16 protein-coding genes are annotated in these 17,920 nt (G+C 42.6%); 5 read left to right on the forward strand and 11 right to left on the reverse strand.

Going from position 1 to position 17,920, the window contains the following annotated elements; genetic code table 11:
• The first annotated feature begins 57 nt into the window (after positions 1 to 57).
• Positions 58 to 708, forward strand: a complete 651-nt coding sequence (locus BTW00_RS01145) for an IS1595-like element ISPssp3 family transposase (RefSeq protein WP_075105847.1) — start codon at positions 58 to 60, stop codon at positions 706 to 708.
• A gap of 164 nt (positions 709 to 872) precedes the next feature.
• Here the strand turns inward: BTW00_RS01145 and BTW00_RS01150 are convergent, their stop codons facing one another.
• From BTW00_RS01150 to BTW00_RS01160, 3 genes are all read right to left on the reverse strand, one after another.
• On the reverse strand, positions 873 to 1,898 hold the full coding sequence (locus BTW00_RS01150; RefSeq protein ID WP_075105848.1) for an NADP-dependent oxidoreductase: 1,026 nt from the start codon (positions 1,896 to 1,898) through the stop codon (positions 873 to 875).
• 178 nt (positions 1,899 to 2,076) lie between these two features.
• Positions 2,077 to 2,832, reverse strand: a complete 756-nt coding sequence (locus tag BTW00_RS01155) for an endonuclease/exonuclease/phosphatase family protein (RefSeq protein WP_075105849.1) — start codon at positions 2,830 to 2,832, stop codon at positions 2,077 to 2,079.
• Positions 2,833 to 3,036: 204 nt separating this feature from the next.
• Positions 3,037 to 4,149 carry a hypothetical protein gene (locus tag BTW00_RS01160; protein ID WP_058023597.1) on the reverse strand — a complete coding sequence of 371 codons (1,113 nt, stop codon included), beginning with the start codon at positions 4,147 to 4,149 and terminating at the stop codon, positions 3,037 to 3,039.
• A gap of 553 nt (positions 4,150 to 4,702) precedes the next feature.
• On the opposite strand from BTW00_RS01160, the gene BTW00_RS01165 reads away from it, so the two are divergent.
• The 4 genes from BTW00_RS01165 (at position 4,703) to BTW00_RS01180 (ending at position 8,445) form a co-directional block, all read left to right on the forward strand.
• Positions 4,703 to 6,904 carry a M3 family metallopeptidase gene (locus BTW00_RS01165; protein ID WP_075105850.1) on the forward strand — a complete coding sequence of 734 codons (2,202 nt, stop codon included), beginning with the start codon at positions 4,703 to 4,705 and terminating at the stop codon, positions 6,902 to 6,904.
• Complete coding sequence (locus BTW00_RS01170; RefSeq protein WP_075105851.1) at positions 6,905 to 7,162, forward strand: YheV family putative metal-binding protein; 258 nt, start codon at positions 6,905 to 6,907, stop codon at positions 7,160 to 7,162.
• A gap of 142 nt (positions 7,163 to 7,304) precedes the next feature.
• The gene (locus BTW00_RS01175; RefSeq protein WP_075105852.1) at positions 7,305 to 7,853 is read left to right on the forward strand and encodes a hypothetical protein; all 549 of its coding nucleotides are present in this window, start codon (positions 7,305 to 7,307) and stop codon (positions 7,851 to 7,853) included.
• 28 nt (positions 7,854 to 7,881) lie between these two features.
• On the forward strand, positions 7,882 to 8,445 hold the full coding sequence (locus tag BTW00_RS01180) for a hypothetical protein (protein WP_075105853.1): 564 nt from the start codon (positions 7,882 to 7,884) through the stop codon (positions 8,443 to 8,445).
• A 113-nt stretch (positions 8,446 to 8,558) separates the two neighbouring features.
• Here BTW00_RS01180 and pnp read toward each other — a convergent pair whose 3' ends face one another.
• From pnp to infB, 8 genes are all read right to left on the reverse strand, one after another.
• A complete protein-coding gene (gene pnp / locus BTW00_RS01185) occupies positions 8,559 to 10,661 on the reverse strand; it encodes a polyribonucleotide nucleotidyltransferase (RefSeq protein WP_058023602.1) in 2,103 nt (700 codons plus the stop codon).
• Between the two features lie 724 nt (positions 10,662 to 11,385).
• On the reverse strand, positions 11,386 to 11,652 hold the full coding sequence (gene rpsO, locus BTW00_RS01190; RefSeq protein ID WP_045443035.1) for a 30S ribosomal protein S15: 267 nt from the start codon (positions 11,650 to 11,652) through the stop codon (positions 11,386 to 11,388).
• A 374-nt stretch (positions 11,653 to 12,026) separates the two neighbouring features.
• Complete coding sequence (locus tag BTW00_RS13985; RefSeq protein ID WP_178379227.1) at positions 12,027 to 12,203, reverse strand: hypothetical protein; 177 nt, start codon at positions 12,201 to 12,203, stop codon at positions 12,027 to 12,029.
• A gap of 126 nt (positions 12,204 to 12,329) precedes the next feature.
• On the reverse strand, positions 12,330 to 12,491 hold the full coding sequence (locus tag BTW00_RS13990; RefSeq protein WP_178379228.1) for a hypothetical protein: 162 nt from the start codon (positions 12,489 to 12,491) through the stop codon (positions 12,330 to 12,332).
• Between the two features lie 74 nt (positions 12,492 to 12,565).
• Positions 12,566 to 13,090: a type 1 glutamine amidotransferase domain-containing protein gene (locus tag BTW00_RS01195; protein WP_025652582.1), complete on the reverse strand. Its 525-nt coding sequence runs from the start codon at positions 13,088 to 13,090 to the stop codon at positions 12,566 to 12,568.
• A 385-nt stretch (positions 13,091 to 13,475) separates the two neighbouring features.
• The gene (gene truB, locus BTW00_RS01200) at positions 13,476 to 14,564 is read right to left on the reverse strand and encodes a tRNA pseudouridine(55) synthase TruB (RefSeq protein ID WP_075105854.1); all 1,089 of its coding nucleotides are present in this window, start codon (positions 14,562 to 14,564) and stop codon (positions 13,476 to 13,478) included.
• Positions 14,565 to 14,573: 9 nt separating this feature from the next.
• Complete coding sequence (locus BTW00_RS01205) at positions 14,574 to 14,963, reverse strand: ribosome-binding factor A (protein WP_058023606.1); 390 nt, start codon at positions 14,961 to 14,963, stop codon at positions 14,574 to 14,576.
• Between the two features lie 202 nt (positions 14,964 to 15,165).
• A complete protein-coding gene (gene infB, locus BTW00_RS01210) occupies positions 15,166 to 17,901 on the reverse strand; it encodes a translation initiation factor IF-2 (protein WP_075105855.1) in 2,736 nt (911 codons plus the stop codon).
• Positions 17,902 to 17,920 lie beyond the last annotated feature (19 nt).

Consider the following 17,920-nt stretch of genomic DNA (forward strand, 5'->3'; position numbering starts at 1 on the left):
CTTTGTTATTACTTCATGGGGCTGTCCTAGATAAGTAAAATTATTTAGGATAGCACTATGAGAAAGAGTAAACTAAGTTGGTATAAACAAAGCAGACTAATCGAGTTATTTGTTGCCGGTTCTACCGCGAGAACAGCAGCAAGCTTAGTTGGTGTTAATAAAACCACAGCCAGTTATTACTTTCATAGGCTAAGACTGCTTATTTACGAGAATAGTCAAGACCCTGGTCTATTTGAAGGCGAAATCGAAGTAGACGAATCATACTTTGGTGGAACTCGTAAAGGCAAGCGAGGGCGAGGTGCTGGTAGCAAAGTGCCCGTGTTTGGTCTATTAAAGCGTAATGGCAAGGTCTACGCTTGTATTATACCCAATGCTAAAGCAGATACTTTGATCCCCATCATAAGAGAAAAAGTGAAGCCTGATAGCATTGTTTATACTGACTCATTTAAAAGCTATAACGCATTAGATGTCAGTGAGTTTACTCATTATCGTATCAACCACTCCAAAACCTTTGTTAATGACAAGAATCACATTAATGGTATAGAGAACTTTTGGAACCAAGCTAAACGGCATCTACGTAAGTTTAACGGAGTTCCAAAAGAACATTTTCACCTCTATTTAAAGGAATGTGAGTGGCGTTTTAATCACAGTGACCCAAAGTCGCAATTACTACAATTAAAACAATGGGTTAAACAGGGTTTGAACTAGTTATCTAGGACAGCCCCTACTTCATTTATCAGCGTGTCTCTCACTATCCTACAGCAGACAACATTAGAGAGTAGGCCTGTTGTGTTGTCAGAGACACCATTCTTGTAGAGCTTTATGAAGTACGTAAAGGATCCTATGATTTTTAAAAAACTGGTTAGCGCCCCTTATTCAGAAGCAGCAAGGACAATTTTTCCGAATGCATCGCCCTTTTGTAATTCATGATGAGCTGCAACCACTTCTGATAAAGGATAGATTTTTTGGATTTTTAAGGTTAATTGACCATCAGCGACTTGCTGTAAAACACGCGCCATATCATCACCACTACGCTGCGCTTTATACCCTGATACTTCTAGGTTTTTCTCCTTGCCAGCTTCTTTGAGTTTATCGACCCAAATGGTTGGCAACACATTCACGCGCGCGCCCGATTTGAGCACACTCAGGGCGCGAACACCGGCTTCATCGCCAACTAAGTCAAGTAGTACGTCGGCTTGCAAGTCAGGGAACGCTTCGTCTTTGGTATAATCAATCCAGCCTGCCAGCTTGTCAGTATCGATAAGCTCACCGAGCTTGGCATATTTTTCTGGTGAGCAAATAACTGTGACCTTAATATCATCACGGCTCACTTTGTCCATTAATAGCTGTATTAATAAGTGACCGACGCCGCCTGCTGGTGCATTGATTACGACATGCTCACCTGCTTGAATGTCAGCAAAATCTACAAACTGTATCGCCGTTTGTCCGATACATGGCAATGCCCCTGCTTGCTCTAATGTGACATTCTCTGGCACTTTCGCAAGCATTTTGGTGTCTACCGCCACATATTGCGCATAGCAACCACCAGTAAAGGTCAAGGCGGCGACGCGATCTCCAATAGCGAACGCATCGCTAGTGCTACTAACCACTGTACCTGATACGTCAAACCCTAAAATAGCAGGCTGGTCGTTATCGAATTTTTGTTTTTGGATATTTTCTGCGCCCCAGCCTTTGCCTTGGCGGGTCTTATAATCGACAGGGTTGATACCGGCGTAGGCGACTTTGACCAATACCTGATCGTCCTGTAATTCAGGGATATCGACACCATCCTGATATATCATTACTTCTGGTTCACCAAATTCACGTATTAGTGCAGCGTGCTGGGTATTGGGGAGTTGAGGTTGCTGATTGTTGTCATTAGTAGCTGGCGTTGCCATTGCAGAATATCCTTATATTTTGTTTATTAGGGCATGGTTACTATTTATCTTACGTTAGATGACTATTTCATAAGGAGCGATTGTAGTCGATAGTATTTTTGCTAAAAAAACGTTTTAGTCTCGATAGATTATCAAGGCAGTGCATCCGAGCACATCACCACCAAGTATTAAGAAAGTATTAAGGCAGCATCAGCTCTGCACTAATTGGCAAATGATCCGAGAGTGATGACCACGGCTTTCCACCATGTACCCATGCGTCTTTGACGACCAAATTACGCAGATAGATACGATCTAAACTGAGCACTGGCAGTTTTGCTGGGAATGTCGGTAGCAATTTGCCATGACAATGTTTAAATGCTTCTATCATACCAAGCTCGGTAGCCAGTTTGTCGCAAGACATTTTTTTCCAATCGTTAAAATCGCCTGCCAAGATGAGCGGTTGATCAGGTGCAATCTCATTTCTTACATAATCGCTGATGGCCTGATATTGCTTGATACGATCGCGCTCAAATAAATTTAGATGCGCACATAGCACCACGACTGGCCGCTCCCAACCGATAGGCTGTACTTCACAATGCAGGACGCCGCGCTGCTCCAGCCTATTGACGGTAATATTGACATTGTGTTTTGGGTCTAATGGGAACCGGCTCAATACCGCATTGCCATGATGGCCATTCTCGTATTCTGAGTTTTTGCCATAGCTATTTTCTAGATCTAAAAACTCGCCAAACCATTCATGCTGAGATTGATTGGGGTACTCATTATATTGCATGTTACGTTTGAGGTTTTGTCCCTGCACTTCTTGTAGACACAATATATCAGCACCCACAGTTTCTAGCGCTTGAGCAATACCTTGCATTTTCACCTGACGGTTTAGTGGTGACATGCCTTTATGAATGTTGTAGCTAGTTAAAACAAAAGAGGTGGTAGTCATAATTTGGTTAATTGTACGCTCAATATTTATGGAGTAAAAATCAATAGCTCAGCTACGATAACACCCAGAGTGATAGTAATGAAAGAAATAAAAAGAGCACTGGCTCATATCGAACCAATGCTCTCATATTACACCTATGCATTATTAATGGCTAATTCATAAATGAATATCGCACGTAGGTGTCATTGTTAGATCATCGTTAAATTAGTAACGAGTAACCAACGCGATTGGTTGATCTTCACCCATGATATCTTGTGGCATAAATACAGCTTTACCACCATTATGGATGACATGCTCGATGATTTCACCGATCGCATCATCAGTCACGCCTTCTGCGCTAGCGTCGCTTACAAGGCTTAGAGTTTGCGCTTTTTCATCAATTTTGGCAGATTGGATATAGCCACGACGTACATAAAGGGTCTCGCCGGCGCCTTGGAATGCACTACGGTATACTTCCTGCAGATCAGTCTGCAGCATATTCGCACCGCGGGCTTTATCGATTTCGCCCAAAGCAGCATGATGTAATGATGTACGGTATTCTTCTACCGCTTCTTGTACACTATCAACGATATGCTGAGCGCTGCCATCTTCTAAATTAGTAACATTTGACACGGTAGCAATGATGTTGTCTGGACGATCACAGACCTCTTTATAGTAACCGATGTTTTTGGCGTCACCAACGATCACGAGTGGCATCTTGTGCTCGCCCCATAGCTCTTGTACGCTTTTATCGACTTGATTAAAGTATTCTTTTAAGTGGCTGCTTTCATTATTTGATGAGCGATCTGACCCACCGTCACCTGTGGTATACAGCCCGTTATTTTCAACAGGAAACTGGATATTTTCCATGTTGTTTTGTATGTCGTCATCTTTATCAAACTCTCTAATGACGCGATCATTTGATGCTTCAATCAGACGAGAATTATCGCGGGTTAGGACAACCGTGTAGTAATGTACCGCACTGGCCATATCACGCACCAAATCACGAGTGGCAAAGCTGTCTGATATGACAACGCGCTCGGTCGTATCGATTGGCATACGGACGATTTGCACATCATCTGTACTAGCAAATATCGCTAAAGTATCAAGATTATAGTTATGATTTAATTCTTTGGTCTTTGCATGAATATTATCTAAAATAGTCGTCGCTGTGCTCTTATCATATTCTTTATTTAGGCGGTCTTCGACAACTTTCAACTGATTTTTTAGAGCGATAGGATCTTGCTCGTTAGCTGGATGTGCTCGGTGAGTCTTAACAAAGATACTTACCGCTGGATTGGCTTTGGTTTCACGTAAGCTTTTAAGAGTCGCTTTCATATATTGCTCCTTGTTTTATTATCATTTACTTTCGATTTTATACATTCTTTTATGAGTACAATGTCAGGGCATCTTGCCTTATTTATTATTAATAGCAGCTCTAATCATTGTCGGTAAACAACGAATTATGCTGTCAATTCATCAATATTTTTTGTCCATTGTCTATCTGTACGCCTGATCGGCGTACAATTTTTAAATTCCTTTATCTTGATGCTAACAGCTACCCTAAGCTCGCTATAGGGTTAATTTGCAAGCAAATGATAGCACTTTGTAAGTAGAGCAATCTGTATTGTTAAAGATTTCTACTATCTCAGCTTACTATATTATTTGTCGTTTCCTTTGAGCATTCACTTTTAGTTTAAGCATTCACTCTTAGTTTATAAGTACTCAGGTTGTATTTTGACTAAATGAACCCATCTTTTATATAACTAAATATAAATTTTAAATGGCGCGAGTCGTAGTACATCGCAAAGTTAGCTCGTATCAAGCGCGATTTAAAAGCTACGTTTGCCCAATGTTTCTTTAATAATAATCATTAATATCGGATACCTTTATGACTCTTCCTTCTTCAGATTTGCGCCTTGTTGATTTTACCAATGCTGCGCCAAGTACATTACAAACCCAAGTTATCAATGCTATCGACGATGCCAATAGTTTCTTAGATAACTTGACGGCGGTGGCTGACAATAGTACTGGCATTGCAAAATTAAGCGCTGAGCAAGCACTGGCAGATGTGATGCAGTTTGATCATATCAATCTAGCGCTAGATCGTAGCTGGGGAATCTTATCTCATCTCAATGGCGTGATGAGTAACGATGAGATTCGTCATGTCCACCACGAGCTACTGCCCAAGTTATCGGCTTACGGGACGCGGGTTGGCCAACATCAGCCACTTTTTACCCGCTATCAAACGATCGTCGATGTTACCGAGTTTTTTGCGGCACTTGAGCCGGCACGTGCGCGGGCGATCGAGCTGGCACTACGTAGCTTTGAGTTATCAGGGGTGGCATTACCTAAGACTGAGCAAGATAAATTTGCTGCTATTCAAAGTGAGCTATCTACCTTATCTGCGACATTCTCAGATCATATCTTGGATGCAACCCAAGCCTTTGCATTGCCTTTAGAAGAAAGTCAGCTAAAAGGCTTAACAGAGAGCGGTTTGGCGCTATTGGCAGATGCAGGTGAACAGTTCAAGACTCGTGAGCTTGCTAATGGCACCCTGAGTCAAACAGATATAGACGCGCTTCCGACGCCTTATTATGTCGCAAGCTTGAACATTCCTGTATATCTAGCGGTTATGACCCACGCTGATGACCGCAGCTTACGGGAAACGCTGTATCGCGCTTATGTCACGCGCGCCTCTGAATTTGATACGCATACCAATGCTAAAGGTGAGTCATTAAACAATGCTGACATCATGAGCCAAATTCTCACCTTACGTGAACAAAAGGCCAAGTTATTAGGCTTTGATAATTATGCTGAAGTATCCCTATCGACTAAGATGGCAGACAGTGTCTTGGAAGTAGAGACATTCTTACGTGACTTGGCGGCCCAAGCGACCCCAGCCGCGCAGAAAGATTTAGCACAGTTACAGAGGTGTGCGCAGGATTATGGCATTGATGAATTGCAACCTTGGGATAGCGCCTACATCGCTGAGAAAGTAAAACAAAGTGAATTTAGCTTGTCACAAGAAGAGATTCGTCCTTACTTCCCACTGCCAAAAGTGACTAGCGGTTTGTTTGCCATTGTCGAACGTCTATATGGTATTACAGTACAAGAGCAAAGCTATGAGGGTGCAGATGATCATTCTGTATCACGCTGGCACGATGATGTGCGCTTTTATCAGCTGTTTGACGCTGATGATCGCTTGATTGGCGGGTTTTACTTTGACTTATTTGCGCGCAGCGGTAAGCGTGGCGGTGCATGGATGAGTGGTTTTCAATCTCGTTACAGTTACGAGGAACAAAACCATCAGCAGCTACCTGTTTGCTTCATGGTTGGCAATTTTACGCCCGCACTTGATGGCAAGCCAAGCTTATTGACCCATGATGAGGTGCTGACCTTATTCCACGAATTTGGTCACGGCTTGCATCATCTGTTAACTCAAGTGACGGTCGGTGATGTCGCGGGTGTCAATGGCGTCGAATGGGATGCCGTCGAGCTTCCTAGTCAGTTTATGGAAAACTGGGCTTGGGATGCTGAAGGCATTGCCCTTATTAGCAGTCATGTCGACACTGGCGAGCCATTGCCTAAAGACAAACTTGATGCCCTATTGGCCGTCAAAAACTTCCAAAGCGGCCTACAAACGCTGCGCCAGATTGAGTTTGCGCTGTTTGATTTGCTGATTCATGCCCATACACCATCACTTAATTATGAGGGTATCTTAGCGACTTTAAATGCCGTACGTAGCGATATCGCTATCATGCAAACACCTGACTATAACCGCTTTGCCAATGGCTTCAGCCATATATTCGCAGGTGGCTATGCTGCAGGTTATTACTCGTATAAATGGGCTGAGCTGCTATCAGCTGACGCGTTTAGTAAGTTTGAAGAAGACGGCATTTTTAACCCAGCAACGGGTAAAGCTTTTCGTGAGTCAATCCTGTCTGTTGGAGGCAGTTTTCCAGCCAAAACCAATTTCGAAAACTTCCGTGGCCGTAGTGCGAACATAGATGCTTTGCTACGCCATAACGGTTTCACTGATGCAAAGAACACTGATGCTGCCAATGCTCAAACAACGCGCGAGGCTATCTAAATGCGCTATCAGTCATCAAGCCCTAAGCGTCGATTTTTAGCAGGAGTGCGCTGTCCAAAATGCCAGGAGATGGACGCTGTGGTACAGATAAATATTGTTACGCCAGCGCCAGATGAATACATCGAATGTACAAAGTGCGGACATTCGGAACATCGCCCTGACCCTGATGCCATCAGCGCCAAAAACTATTTAGAAGATCAGATGGCACGTGATGCCATGACAACAGGCACCAGTGGTACTGTAAAATTCAAGCCTTAGCTATCTAGCACTTACACTTGAAACTAGATTAAATACTTTATTATTTAATGGTCTATTAAGCCTATCTATCAATAGATAGGCTTTTTATTTTGAGTTTGCTATAGTAGGGCTACTTATATTCTTGACATGAATCGATCATAATATGAACCGTAAAAAAATGCGCCCTGTATCGACCAAGTCCTCCAAAGCAAAAACTGCGCAAGCAGGCCGACGCGTTTGGGTAATACTTATTTTTGCGGTGATACTCATTGCTGTTGGTTACTTACTTTGGATAAAACCCGAGCCAGAGGTAGTTTTACCTGTCAGTCAACCACCTACGATGAATAAGCAAACCGAGGCTGCTCAAGCGGCTTCGACTCCAGACGTCATAACTGATGAGCTTGACACTGTACTCACTGACAGCAGTTTCACTGATGAAAGCGCCAGTGCAGACGACAATAAGGGTGTTGAAACGCGAAACCCTAAAGCTATTTTAAATGCGCCGTTGCCAAAGACGGACAGCTTAGCCAAAGAAGAAATTGATCGTTTAGAAGATGAACGTAAACGCTTAGCTGAACAAGAAAAGTTGGCTGCTGAGCAATTGGCAATGAATAAACAGCTAACCGATATGAAAGCAGAACAAATCGCTCTACTTGAACAGCAAATAGCACAGTTAGAGGCGGATAGCTCTACTAGTACAGAGACACAATAAACGCAGGATTTTCACAAAGAGGTCTATAATGGCGATTCTGCAACTTACGCATGCCTCTATTTTAAATAGCAATGCACAGCTGCTTGTTTTACCTGTCAATAACGCTGGTGTCATTCTAGATCCTGTACTCACGCGAGCCAAAACTCTATTTCCTGATAACTATCATCGTTATCATAGCGCGTGCCGTGATGGCAGTCTAAGTGTTGGTAGCTGCTTACTGCATAAGCGCACACGTGAGCAATCTGGTCTTGGCATCAGTAGTAACGGCAATCAACCAAGTTATATCGCCAACCTCGTTATATCAAATCACCCATACCATCCTGCGCGGTCGCGTTGGCTCATCGCGGCTTTGATCGACCTACAGCAACAATTAATTCCGCTCATACGCTACCAAGGCATACGCAGAGTTGCGCTACTCGCTCGTCCGCTTATCTCCGATAATCCACGCGATCCTATATCTAATAAAAATGAGAGCATAAATTCGCTACTTCTAGATTGGCAGACTGATACATTGCCATTATTGACCACGTATTTACAAGACCTACCAAAACTGCGTATCGATATACATATGCCCAAAAGCATTGATTTATAAATGGCTCTCTAGCCAGTCATCATTTTTTTGCGCCCATAAAAAAACCGCCTTGGGCACTCATAAGAGCATCCCAAGGCGGTTTTTATGAATCAAACTACATCAAATACTGAGCCTTAGTTCTGCTCAACACCTTTCATCGTCAGTTTGATACGGCCGCGGTTATCAACGTCTTGCACAAGCACTTTAACGACCTGACCTTCTTTCAGATAATCAGATACATTTTCTACGCGCTCTTCTGCGATTTGTGAAATATGTACTAAACCATCAGTGTTTGGTAAAACATTCACAAATGCACCAAAGTCGACGATACGAGCAACCGTACCTTCATAAGTTTTGCCAACTTCAACTTCAGCAGTTATTGCTTCGATTTTACCGATAGCGGCTTTAGTCGCTGCCTTGTTTTCACCAAAGATACGAATCGTACCAGCGTCATCGATATCGATAACCGCACCAGTCTCTTCGGTTAGCTGACGGATAGTTGCGCCGCCTTTACCGATAACGTCACGAATTTTGTCTGGGTTGATTTCGATAACGGCATAGTTTGGTGCATGAGCATTGATTTCAGTACGGCTCTCAGGCAATACTTGGTTCATTGCGTCCAAGATATGGATACGACCAGCATGGGCTTGCTTAAGCGCTTGCTCCATGATGTCAGGGGTAATACCTTCGATTTTGATATCCATCTGTAGTGCAGTGATACCGTTTTTAGAACCGGCTACTTTAAAGTCCATATCACCTAGATGATCTTCGTCACCTAAGATGTCTGACAAGACAGCAAAACGCTCGCCTTCTTTAACCAGACCCATCGCGATACCAGCAACTGGTGCTTTTAAGGGTACGCCTGCATCCATCAACGCCAAGCTTGCACCGCAAACAGACGCCATAGACGATGAACCGTTTGATTCAGTGATTTCTGATACCACACGGATGACATATGGGAAGCGTTCGCTATCTGGCAGCATCGCTTGTACACCTCGGCGTGCAAGGCGACCATGGCCGATTTCACGACGCTTTGGAATACCTTCGCGGCCCGTCTCACCCACTGAGAAATGCGGGAAGTTGTAATGCAGCATGAAATGGTCACGAATCGTGCCCCCTAATGAGTCAATCATGTTGACATCGCGGCTGTTACCAAGCGTGGTAGTAACCAATGCTTGCGTCTCACCGCGGGTAAACAGTGCTGAACCATGTGTATATGGTAGAACACCCACTTGTACGTCAAGTGCACGAACCGTCTCAAGATCACGACCATCAATACGCGGCTTACCTGACAAGATATTGTCACGAACAGTACGATATTTAAGGTCGTTGTAGATTTCTTTTAGCTCAGACACAGTATCCGCATAAGTTTCTGACTCAGCATCACCCGCAAGCGTATCAATGATTGATTGTTTGATCTCATCAAGCTTCGTGTAGCGCTCTTGCTTATCAGTGATCGTGTATGCATCCGCAACTTGCTCACCGAACTGCTCTTTCATGCTGCTAGTCAGTGCTTGATCACGCTCAGGAGCAGAATACTGCTGCTTAGCAGTACCAATTTCTTCCGCCATTGACGCGATATTATCGATAACGATTTGCTGCTGCTGATGACCATATAATACCGCACCTAGCATCTGATCTTCTGACAGCTCAGCTGCTTCAGATTCAACCATCAATACCGCAGACTTAGTACCAGCCACGACCAAATCTAGATCACTGGTTTCAAGCTGCTCAGTCGTTGGGTTTAGTACGTATTCGCCGTTAATAAAACCAACACGAGCGGCAGCGACAGGGCCATTGAATGGCGCATCAGAGATAGCCAATGCGGCTGAAGCACCGATTAATGCAGCGATGTCTGCCGACTGCGTTTTATCTGATGATACAACGGTGGCAGTAATTTGAATCTCGTTTACATAACCTTCAGGAAATAACGGACGAATCGGACGGTCAATCAAGCGAGAAGTTAGTGTTTCAAACTCACTAGCGCGGCCTTCACGTTTGCCATAAGCACCTGGAATCTTACCCGCTGCATACATTTTTTCTTGATAGTTGACAGTGAGCGGAAAGAAATTCTGACCTTCTTTGGCTTCTGATTTTACGACTGCTGCGACAAGTACCGTAACGCCGCCCATATGTACTAATACAGAGTTTGCTTGACGGGCAATTCGGCCTGTCTCGATAACGACCTGCTGATCGCCGTACTGAAATTCACGCTTAATGGTATTAAACATTGTCATATAATCTTCCTAATGTTGACTGACAAAAGTGATATCAGCTTTAAAAAACCTGATATCTGTCATTAAAATTCTGTGTATATGGTCATTAACTGACAATCTCTCTATTAGAAATCATCTCAATCAATGCCAATAACTTTACCTAATTATTTCATATATCTTTTCGTGCTAAACATCGTACTATTATGTATATTTGGTCGTTCAATTTTGGCTTTACTATAAATACTATCAAACAGACATTAAGTCAAAAGACTTCGGCGCTAAAGACCGTCTAGGCTATGTCTACGCTCTTAAGAATCAGCTATTTACGCAGTAAGCTAAGAGACAAGTACTTTATCAGTAGTCGCTATATATTCAGTAGATATACTATCGAACTCACAAGGCATTATTTTACAGTGATTTATAGCCATTGACCAATTAATTGCAGAACAGAGCCGTTATCGATAGGAAATACTGATTTTAACGCCCAATCAGCATCATTATCACTATTTTTGGTCGCTTATGTTTGTCAACCTTGATGTGTTTTAGACAAATGGTGCTATCTAAACATAGCTTTCAAAATGAATAAGCATAAAAAAAACGGCGTGAAACTATTCCACACCGTTTTTAGAAAAATCTATTTTATCGATAACAACAAACAAGTTCCAAGCAGTTAGCAAAAATTTTAAGATTCTGCCATATAATGGCGTCCTTTGTTTTACCACCCACTCGTACTATTGTCGTTAAATTAGCGACGTAGACCTAACTGACTGATAAGAGTGGTGTAGCGACCAAGATCTTTACCTTTTAGGTAATCAAGCAATTTGCGACGCGTGTTAACCATACGGATAAGACCGCGACGGCTATGATGGTCAGCTTTATGTGCTTTGAAATGATTCTGCAAATCGTTGATACGAGCGCTCAACAAAGCTACTTGAACTTCTGGGGAGCCAGTGTCGTTTTCGCCACGTTGGTATTGAGCGATGATTTGTTCACGATCGGTATTAGTTAGCATAAATATCTCCAGCAATGCTAAAAGCTTTAAAAACGGACTACAATTTGAGTCAGATTAAAAGCAGTAGAATAGTAAATAAAATAACTTGCGCGCCATTCAGGACAACCCTGCATTACTAGAGTTAACCTAGTGTACGACAAATTCAGTTAAAGATAACGACCATTTAACACGTTTGAACGTATGCATTATATTTGTCAACGTCAACACCTAATTAAGGTGTGGATCTAACCAACATACATTATTTAAAACCTGACTTAAATGTGAGGGCAATTATAACAAAAAACTGCTGAACTATCAGCAGTTTTTCATAAAACTTGTAAATTCGGATCTGGCATTAATGGGAGGACAATTTATCAAAAGATGACAATGTTTGCTTATTTGTTAACATCATCTTGTGTTGCATTGCCACCTAGCTCGTCATCGTCAAGTGGTGACGCTGTGGTGACTTCTGCCAAACTATCAGGAGTAGCATCCTCACTAGGATCAATGTCTTCTGATAATTGCTGAATTTTTTTTTCTTGCGCATCCATATTATCTGTTGAGTTACTCATGTTAGCTCCTACATTATTATTTTTCAACATATCTATTTTACAGTTACCAATACTAAGATAATTATTGCTACTAAGCTAAAGCCAAATGCAGTTGTGCCATTCTAGATTGAATGACACACAAAGATACTATTTGTCTTCTTTAGCATCTTCTACATTACTAGCAATGCGGTCTGCTGCTGCTTCGCTGCTTTCAGTATGGTTGTCTTCAGTTTGACTTTTAAGAGCAGCAGTTGCCGATTCAGCACGTTGTTGCTCAAGTTCAGTATCATTTGGGTTAGAGTTAGACATAATATTTTCCTTAATTGTAATTATAAATAGTTGAGAATTTTTGATTTTTCATCTTTCAATAAATGAAGCAAAATTTAAGACAATGCTTTGTCGATAGCATCGACAAAGTTACTGATATCATCTGGATTACGTGAAGTAATTAAATTGCCATCGACTTGTACAGTCTTGTCGACATACGTCGCACCAGCATTTTCTAGATCGGTTTGCAGCGTATGATAGGCTGTTAGTGTTTTGCCTTTAGCAATGCCCGTGTTGATAAGCGCCCAAGGAGCGTGGCATATCACAGCTAATGGTTTACCTGCATCATTGATAGCATTGATAATATCATGGGCTTCTTTATTACCGCGAATGGTATCCGCATTGACCGTACCACCTGGTAACACCAACGCATCATAATCGGAAACATTTGCATCTTTTACGAAGATATCAGCAGTAAAGGTATCACCTTTATTTACATCTTGCTGCATAGCTTGCACTTCTTTGTCTTCATTGGTAGTGATCAGAAGGGTCTTGTAACCTTTGTCTTTCAGCTGGTTATTAACGTCTTCGTATTCTGCTTGCTCAAAATTATTGTGTAGTAAAAAAGCGATCGTTTTCATAATATTTCCTTTTCTGTCTATACTTGTTTCTGTTTATTTACATTCGAGTCTTTATAATCGAATTTATTATTGCGCGATAATTTTTGTTGTTTATTATGATTTGATAAATGATTTTTGCATCAATAATAGTCATCCTCTGACATATTTTTTCTTATTAAAGAACGTCCTTTCTACATGCTTTTTATTCTTATTTTTTATTGTTATATTATTTTTCCACTTTATTTTTGATCCAGTCTTCCCTAGCTAGGGTATCTACTGTACAAAAAAAACAGGTTTCACCATAGGTAAAACCTGCAATAAAATGTGACGGTATGTGATTAGTGTAAACTATTAGTAAATTGAATAGGCCACAGTTAACAGACTAGCTATAGCAATCACTCTATTATCAGCGCTGAATCAACTTTTTAGGCTGTAAGCGTCCATTGAGGCTAACAGCGCCCAATCCAAGAAATGCCCCTTGCTCGTTGATCAAGCGTATATCAACAGGTAGCTCGTGCTCTAAAGGCTGCGAGATGTCCATGCTGTCTTCAGTACCGATATCAGAACCAGCAATATTGGTTTCTGCTTCACTGGCATGGGATATTTGATGAGCAGCATTGCTTGCAACATAATCTCTAAGCTTACCTATTAAGCTATCGGATACGTTTAAGCGCTGTCCCATATGTACGCGCGCGCATTGTTCTTCGGTCAGTACCAACTCAGCATCGATATCAATACACGCATCGACAGGCAATAACTGAGAGTGTCGGCTATCTAAGTCTTTGTCTTCTAAAGCCGATAGTGCAATAGAGTCATCAATACTAAAATTACCGACTTGCGTGCGACGCAATGCCGTTAAATGTCCAAGCGTACCCAATGTTTTCGCAATATCCTCTGCTAATACGCGTACGTAAGTCCCTTTGGTACAAGTGACTGTCAAATAAATCTGTATATCATCAATCGCATGCAGCTCAATCGCCTTAATAATGATATCTCTCGGTGGCCTATCGATTTCAATACCAGCGCGGGCATACTCATACAGTTTTTTGCCATCTTTTTTTAATGCTGAATACATCGGTGGTATCTGCTGCTGAGGGCCCAGAAACTGCTGTGCGATAGTAGCCAATGAAACATCATCAAATGTTGGAATAGATGATTGTGCCACCACTTGACCGTCTGCATCACCCGTATCGGTTTGGCTACCAAGTAAAATCGTTGCTTGATAAGATTTGTCAGCATCCAGTTGATAATGACTAAACTTGGTCGCTTCGCCTAGGCAAATCGGCAGTAAACCAGTTGCCATCGGATCAAGCGTACCAGTATGACCAGCCTTTTTGCTATCGTGTATCGGTGACTTAAACAAATACTTCACTTTCGACACAACTTGCTGTGAAGTCATACCTTTGGGTTTGTCCACCAAGATAACCCCTGAAACTTTTATTTTTTCAGGTGCTTTGCTGGCTTTTTTATCAGGTTGCTTAGACGCTATAGACATAATAATAACTTACTCGTCATTCTCGTTTTGCTCAGTTTTGGTGACGGCTTTACTGATCAAGTCCATCATGTAGTTACCACGAGCAGTCACTTCATCATAGTGAAAGCGTAGACGCGGCGTAGTACGTGTTTTTAGGCTATGGCTCAGCTCAGTACGCAAAAATCCTGCTGCTTTATTCAGTACTTTGACGCTTTCTTCGTGATTGGTCTTAGTCATGGCATCATTGAGCTCAGGCTCCATGATAGTGACATAGATATCTGCATAGCCTAAATCTGGGCTCACTTTGACACTGGAGATTGTGACAAAACCTGTCAGACGAGGATCATTGACTTCATCACGAATAAGAACAGCAAGCTCACGCTGGATCTGATCGGATAAGCGTTGTAGACGTTGGTTCATGTTGTTACCTTACTTTAATGGGCTTATTGTTATTAATATATAGAACTGTTTGCTAAAAAATGTAGTAATGATATTTGCTAAAAAAGGCCTAGCAGGGTGTACCTGATAGGCCTAAGTACAGCTGAATATCGACAGAGTATCTAGCATGCTCAGCACATTTGGCATATTGCATTGCTACATACTCTGTTATCGAACAGCGGCTTTAGATAGTACGGGCGAACTCTTGAATTTCAAAGACTTCGATTTTATCGCCAGCTTCGACATCATAGCCACGAACGGCCAGACCACATTCCATACCAGTACGTACTTCATTGACGTCTTCTTTATAGCGACGTAATGATTGCAATTGACCAGTAAAGATAACTTGGTCATCACGCAATACGCGGATAGGTTTGTTGCGATAGATTGTACCTTCAACCACCATACAACCAGCAGCCGCACCAAACTTACTAGAGCGGAATACTTCACGAACTTCTGCAACACCAAGGATTTTCTCACGATGTTCAGGAGCAAGCATACCACTCATTGCAGATTTCACATCATCAATCAAACCATAGATGACACTATAGTAACGAATATCCATGTTAGCTGTATCTGCTTTACGGCGTGCGGTGGCATCTGCACGGACGTTAAAGCCTAATAATACCGCTTCGCTAGATTCTGCAAGTGTTACGTCAGACTCAGAGATAGGACCCACGCCTGAACTGATGACTCTGACTTTTACTTCATCAGTAGACAATTCATTTAGGGCAGCTAGTAGTGCTTCAAGTGAACCACGTACGTCTGTTTTCAATACAATGTTCAAGAATGACACATCGCCTTGACCCATCTGATCGAACATGCTTTCTAAACGCATGGCATTTTGACGCTCAAGTTGACGCTCACGCTCACGGTTGGTTCTAAAGGCCGCAACTTCGCGCGCTTTTTTCTCATCCGTTACTACTAAGAATTCACTACCAGCCGCAGGTGTTTCAGGCAGACCTAAAATCTCTACAGGAATAGAAGGGCCAGCTGATTTAACACGTTGACCATTCTCATCCGTTAGTGCACGTACTTTACCGTAGTACTCACCAGCTAGAACCAAGTCGCCTTGTTTCAACGTGCCTTTCTTAACTAGAACACTAACCACGGGACCACGACCTTTTTCGAGTCTTGATTCAATAACCACACCTTGTGCAGCACCGTCTAGTGGCGCCTCTAACTCCATTAACTCAGCTTGCAAGCTAATAAACTCTAGTAAGTCGTCGATACCTTCGCCTGTCTTGGCTGAAATACGTGCCATTGGTGTGTCGCCGCCCCATTCTTCTGTGACGACTTCTTTGGTAGTCAATTCATTGAGAACACGGTCAGGATCAGCACTTGGCTTATCCATTTTATTAATAGCAACAATGATTGGCGTACCAGCAGCACGTGCATGATCAATCGCTTCTGCCGTTTGTGGCATCATGCCATCATCAGCTGCGACGACAAGTACAACAATATCAGTTGCCTGAGCACCGCGTGAACGCATTGCGCTAAACGCTGCGTGACCTGGAGTATCAAGGAAAGTGATAACACCACGATCGGTTTTTACGTGGTAAGCACCGATATGCTGAGTAATACCACCCGCTTCACCATTCGCAACTTTCGTTTCACGAATTTTATCAAGTAGTGATGTCTTACCATGGTCAACGTGACCCATGATAGTGACAACTGGCGGACGTGTTTGAACGTTACTGCTACGCTCATCAACGGCGTCTTGTAGATCATCTTCCACTTTGGTATCACTGACTAGTACTGGGTTGTGACCCATCTCTTCAACCAGTAAACTTGCAGTTGCTTGGTCAATCGTGTCTGATTCACGAGCCATTTCGCCCATTTTCATGAGTAGCTTAGTGACTTCGCGAGCTTTAACCGCCATACGCTGTGCCAGATCAGCAACTGAAATTTGCTCACTAATCTCAACATCATAGACGATTTTTTCGACAGGTTTTTCAAACTTATGTTGTGATGCTTGTGTTGAACGCAAACCGTTTTTACGGTTTTTGATTTCACGCTCATCTTGATTTTTACGGCGACGACCACGAGCACCAGTGCTGTTTGCACCGCGTTTGATTTCGCGACGTTCTTTTTCGAATGACTCTTCTAATGCATCACCGACCAGGCCTTCAGCCAATGGTTCATCTTTACGTACTTCGGTAACAGGCTCACGATCGGTATATTTACCAGCCATTTTACGCATTTGCTCAAGCGTACGCTTTTGCGCTTCTTCTGCTTGAGTACGGCGAGTTTCTAATTCGATTTCACGTAAACGCGCTTCTTCTTTCTCACGAGTTTCGCGAGCTTTACGCTCAGCAGCTGTCTCAACTTTAGGCTTAGTAGCAGCAACCTTTTTCTTTGGCTGCTCTTTAGGCTTGACTTCAACGGTGGCTTTGCTCGCTTTACCGCCTTTTTTAACGACAACTGAGGTGGAGATATCATCGTTTTTGTCGTCTGATTTTTTGCTAGAGCCTAAGCTTGCACGCATTGCAGCTAAAGTTGCCGCTTGGCGCTCTTCTGCTTTTTTCTTGGTCGCAGCACGTTCTTCTGCTTCTTTAGCAGCACGCTCTTGAGATTCAATGAGAGCCTGCTCGCGCGCGGCTAATTCTTCAGCCATTTTTTCTGGATCAGGCTTTTCGAATACTTTCTTTTTACGCACTTCAACATTGACGCTCTTAGATTTGCCCGAAGAGCCAGTCACACGAGCGGTGCTCGTTGTCTTAGATTTGAGACTAATACGACGCTTTTCGTTTTGACCATGACTTTGTTTTAAATACGTCACCAACTTCTCTTGCTCAAACTCGGTGACTAGGTCATCCTCTGCGCGAGCAGGCAGGCCAGCATCTACTAGTTGCTGCTTTACAGCACTTGTAGTTTTGCCTACCATTTCTGCCAGTTCTTTGACGGTCTTATCTGCCATTTATTATCACCTACTGTCT

Source organism: Psychrobacter sp. C 20.9, from assembly GCF_001921765.1.
Classification (GTDB): Bacteria; Pseudomonadota; Gammaproteobacteria; order Pseudomonadales; family Moraxellaceae; genus Psychrobacter; species Psychrobacter piscatorii_B.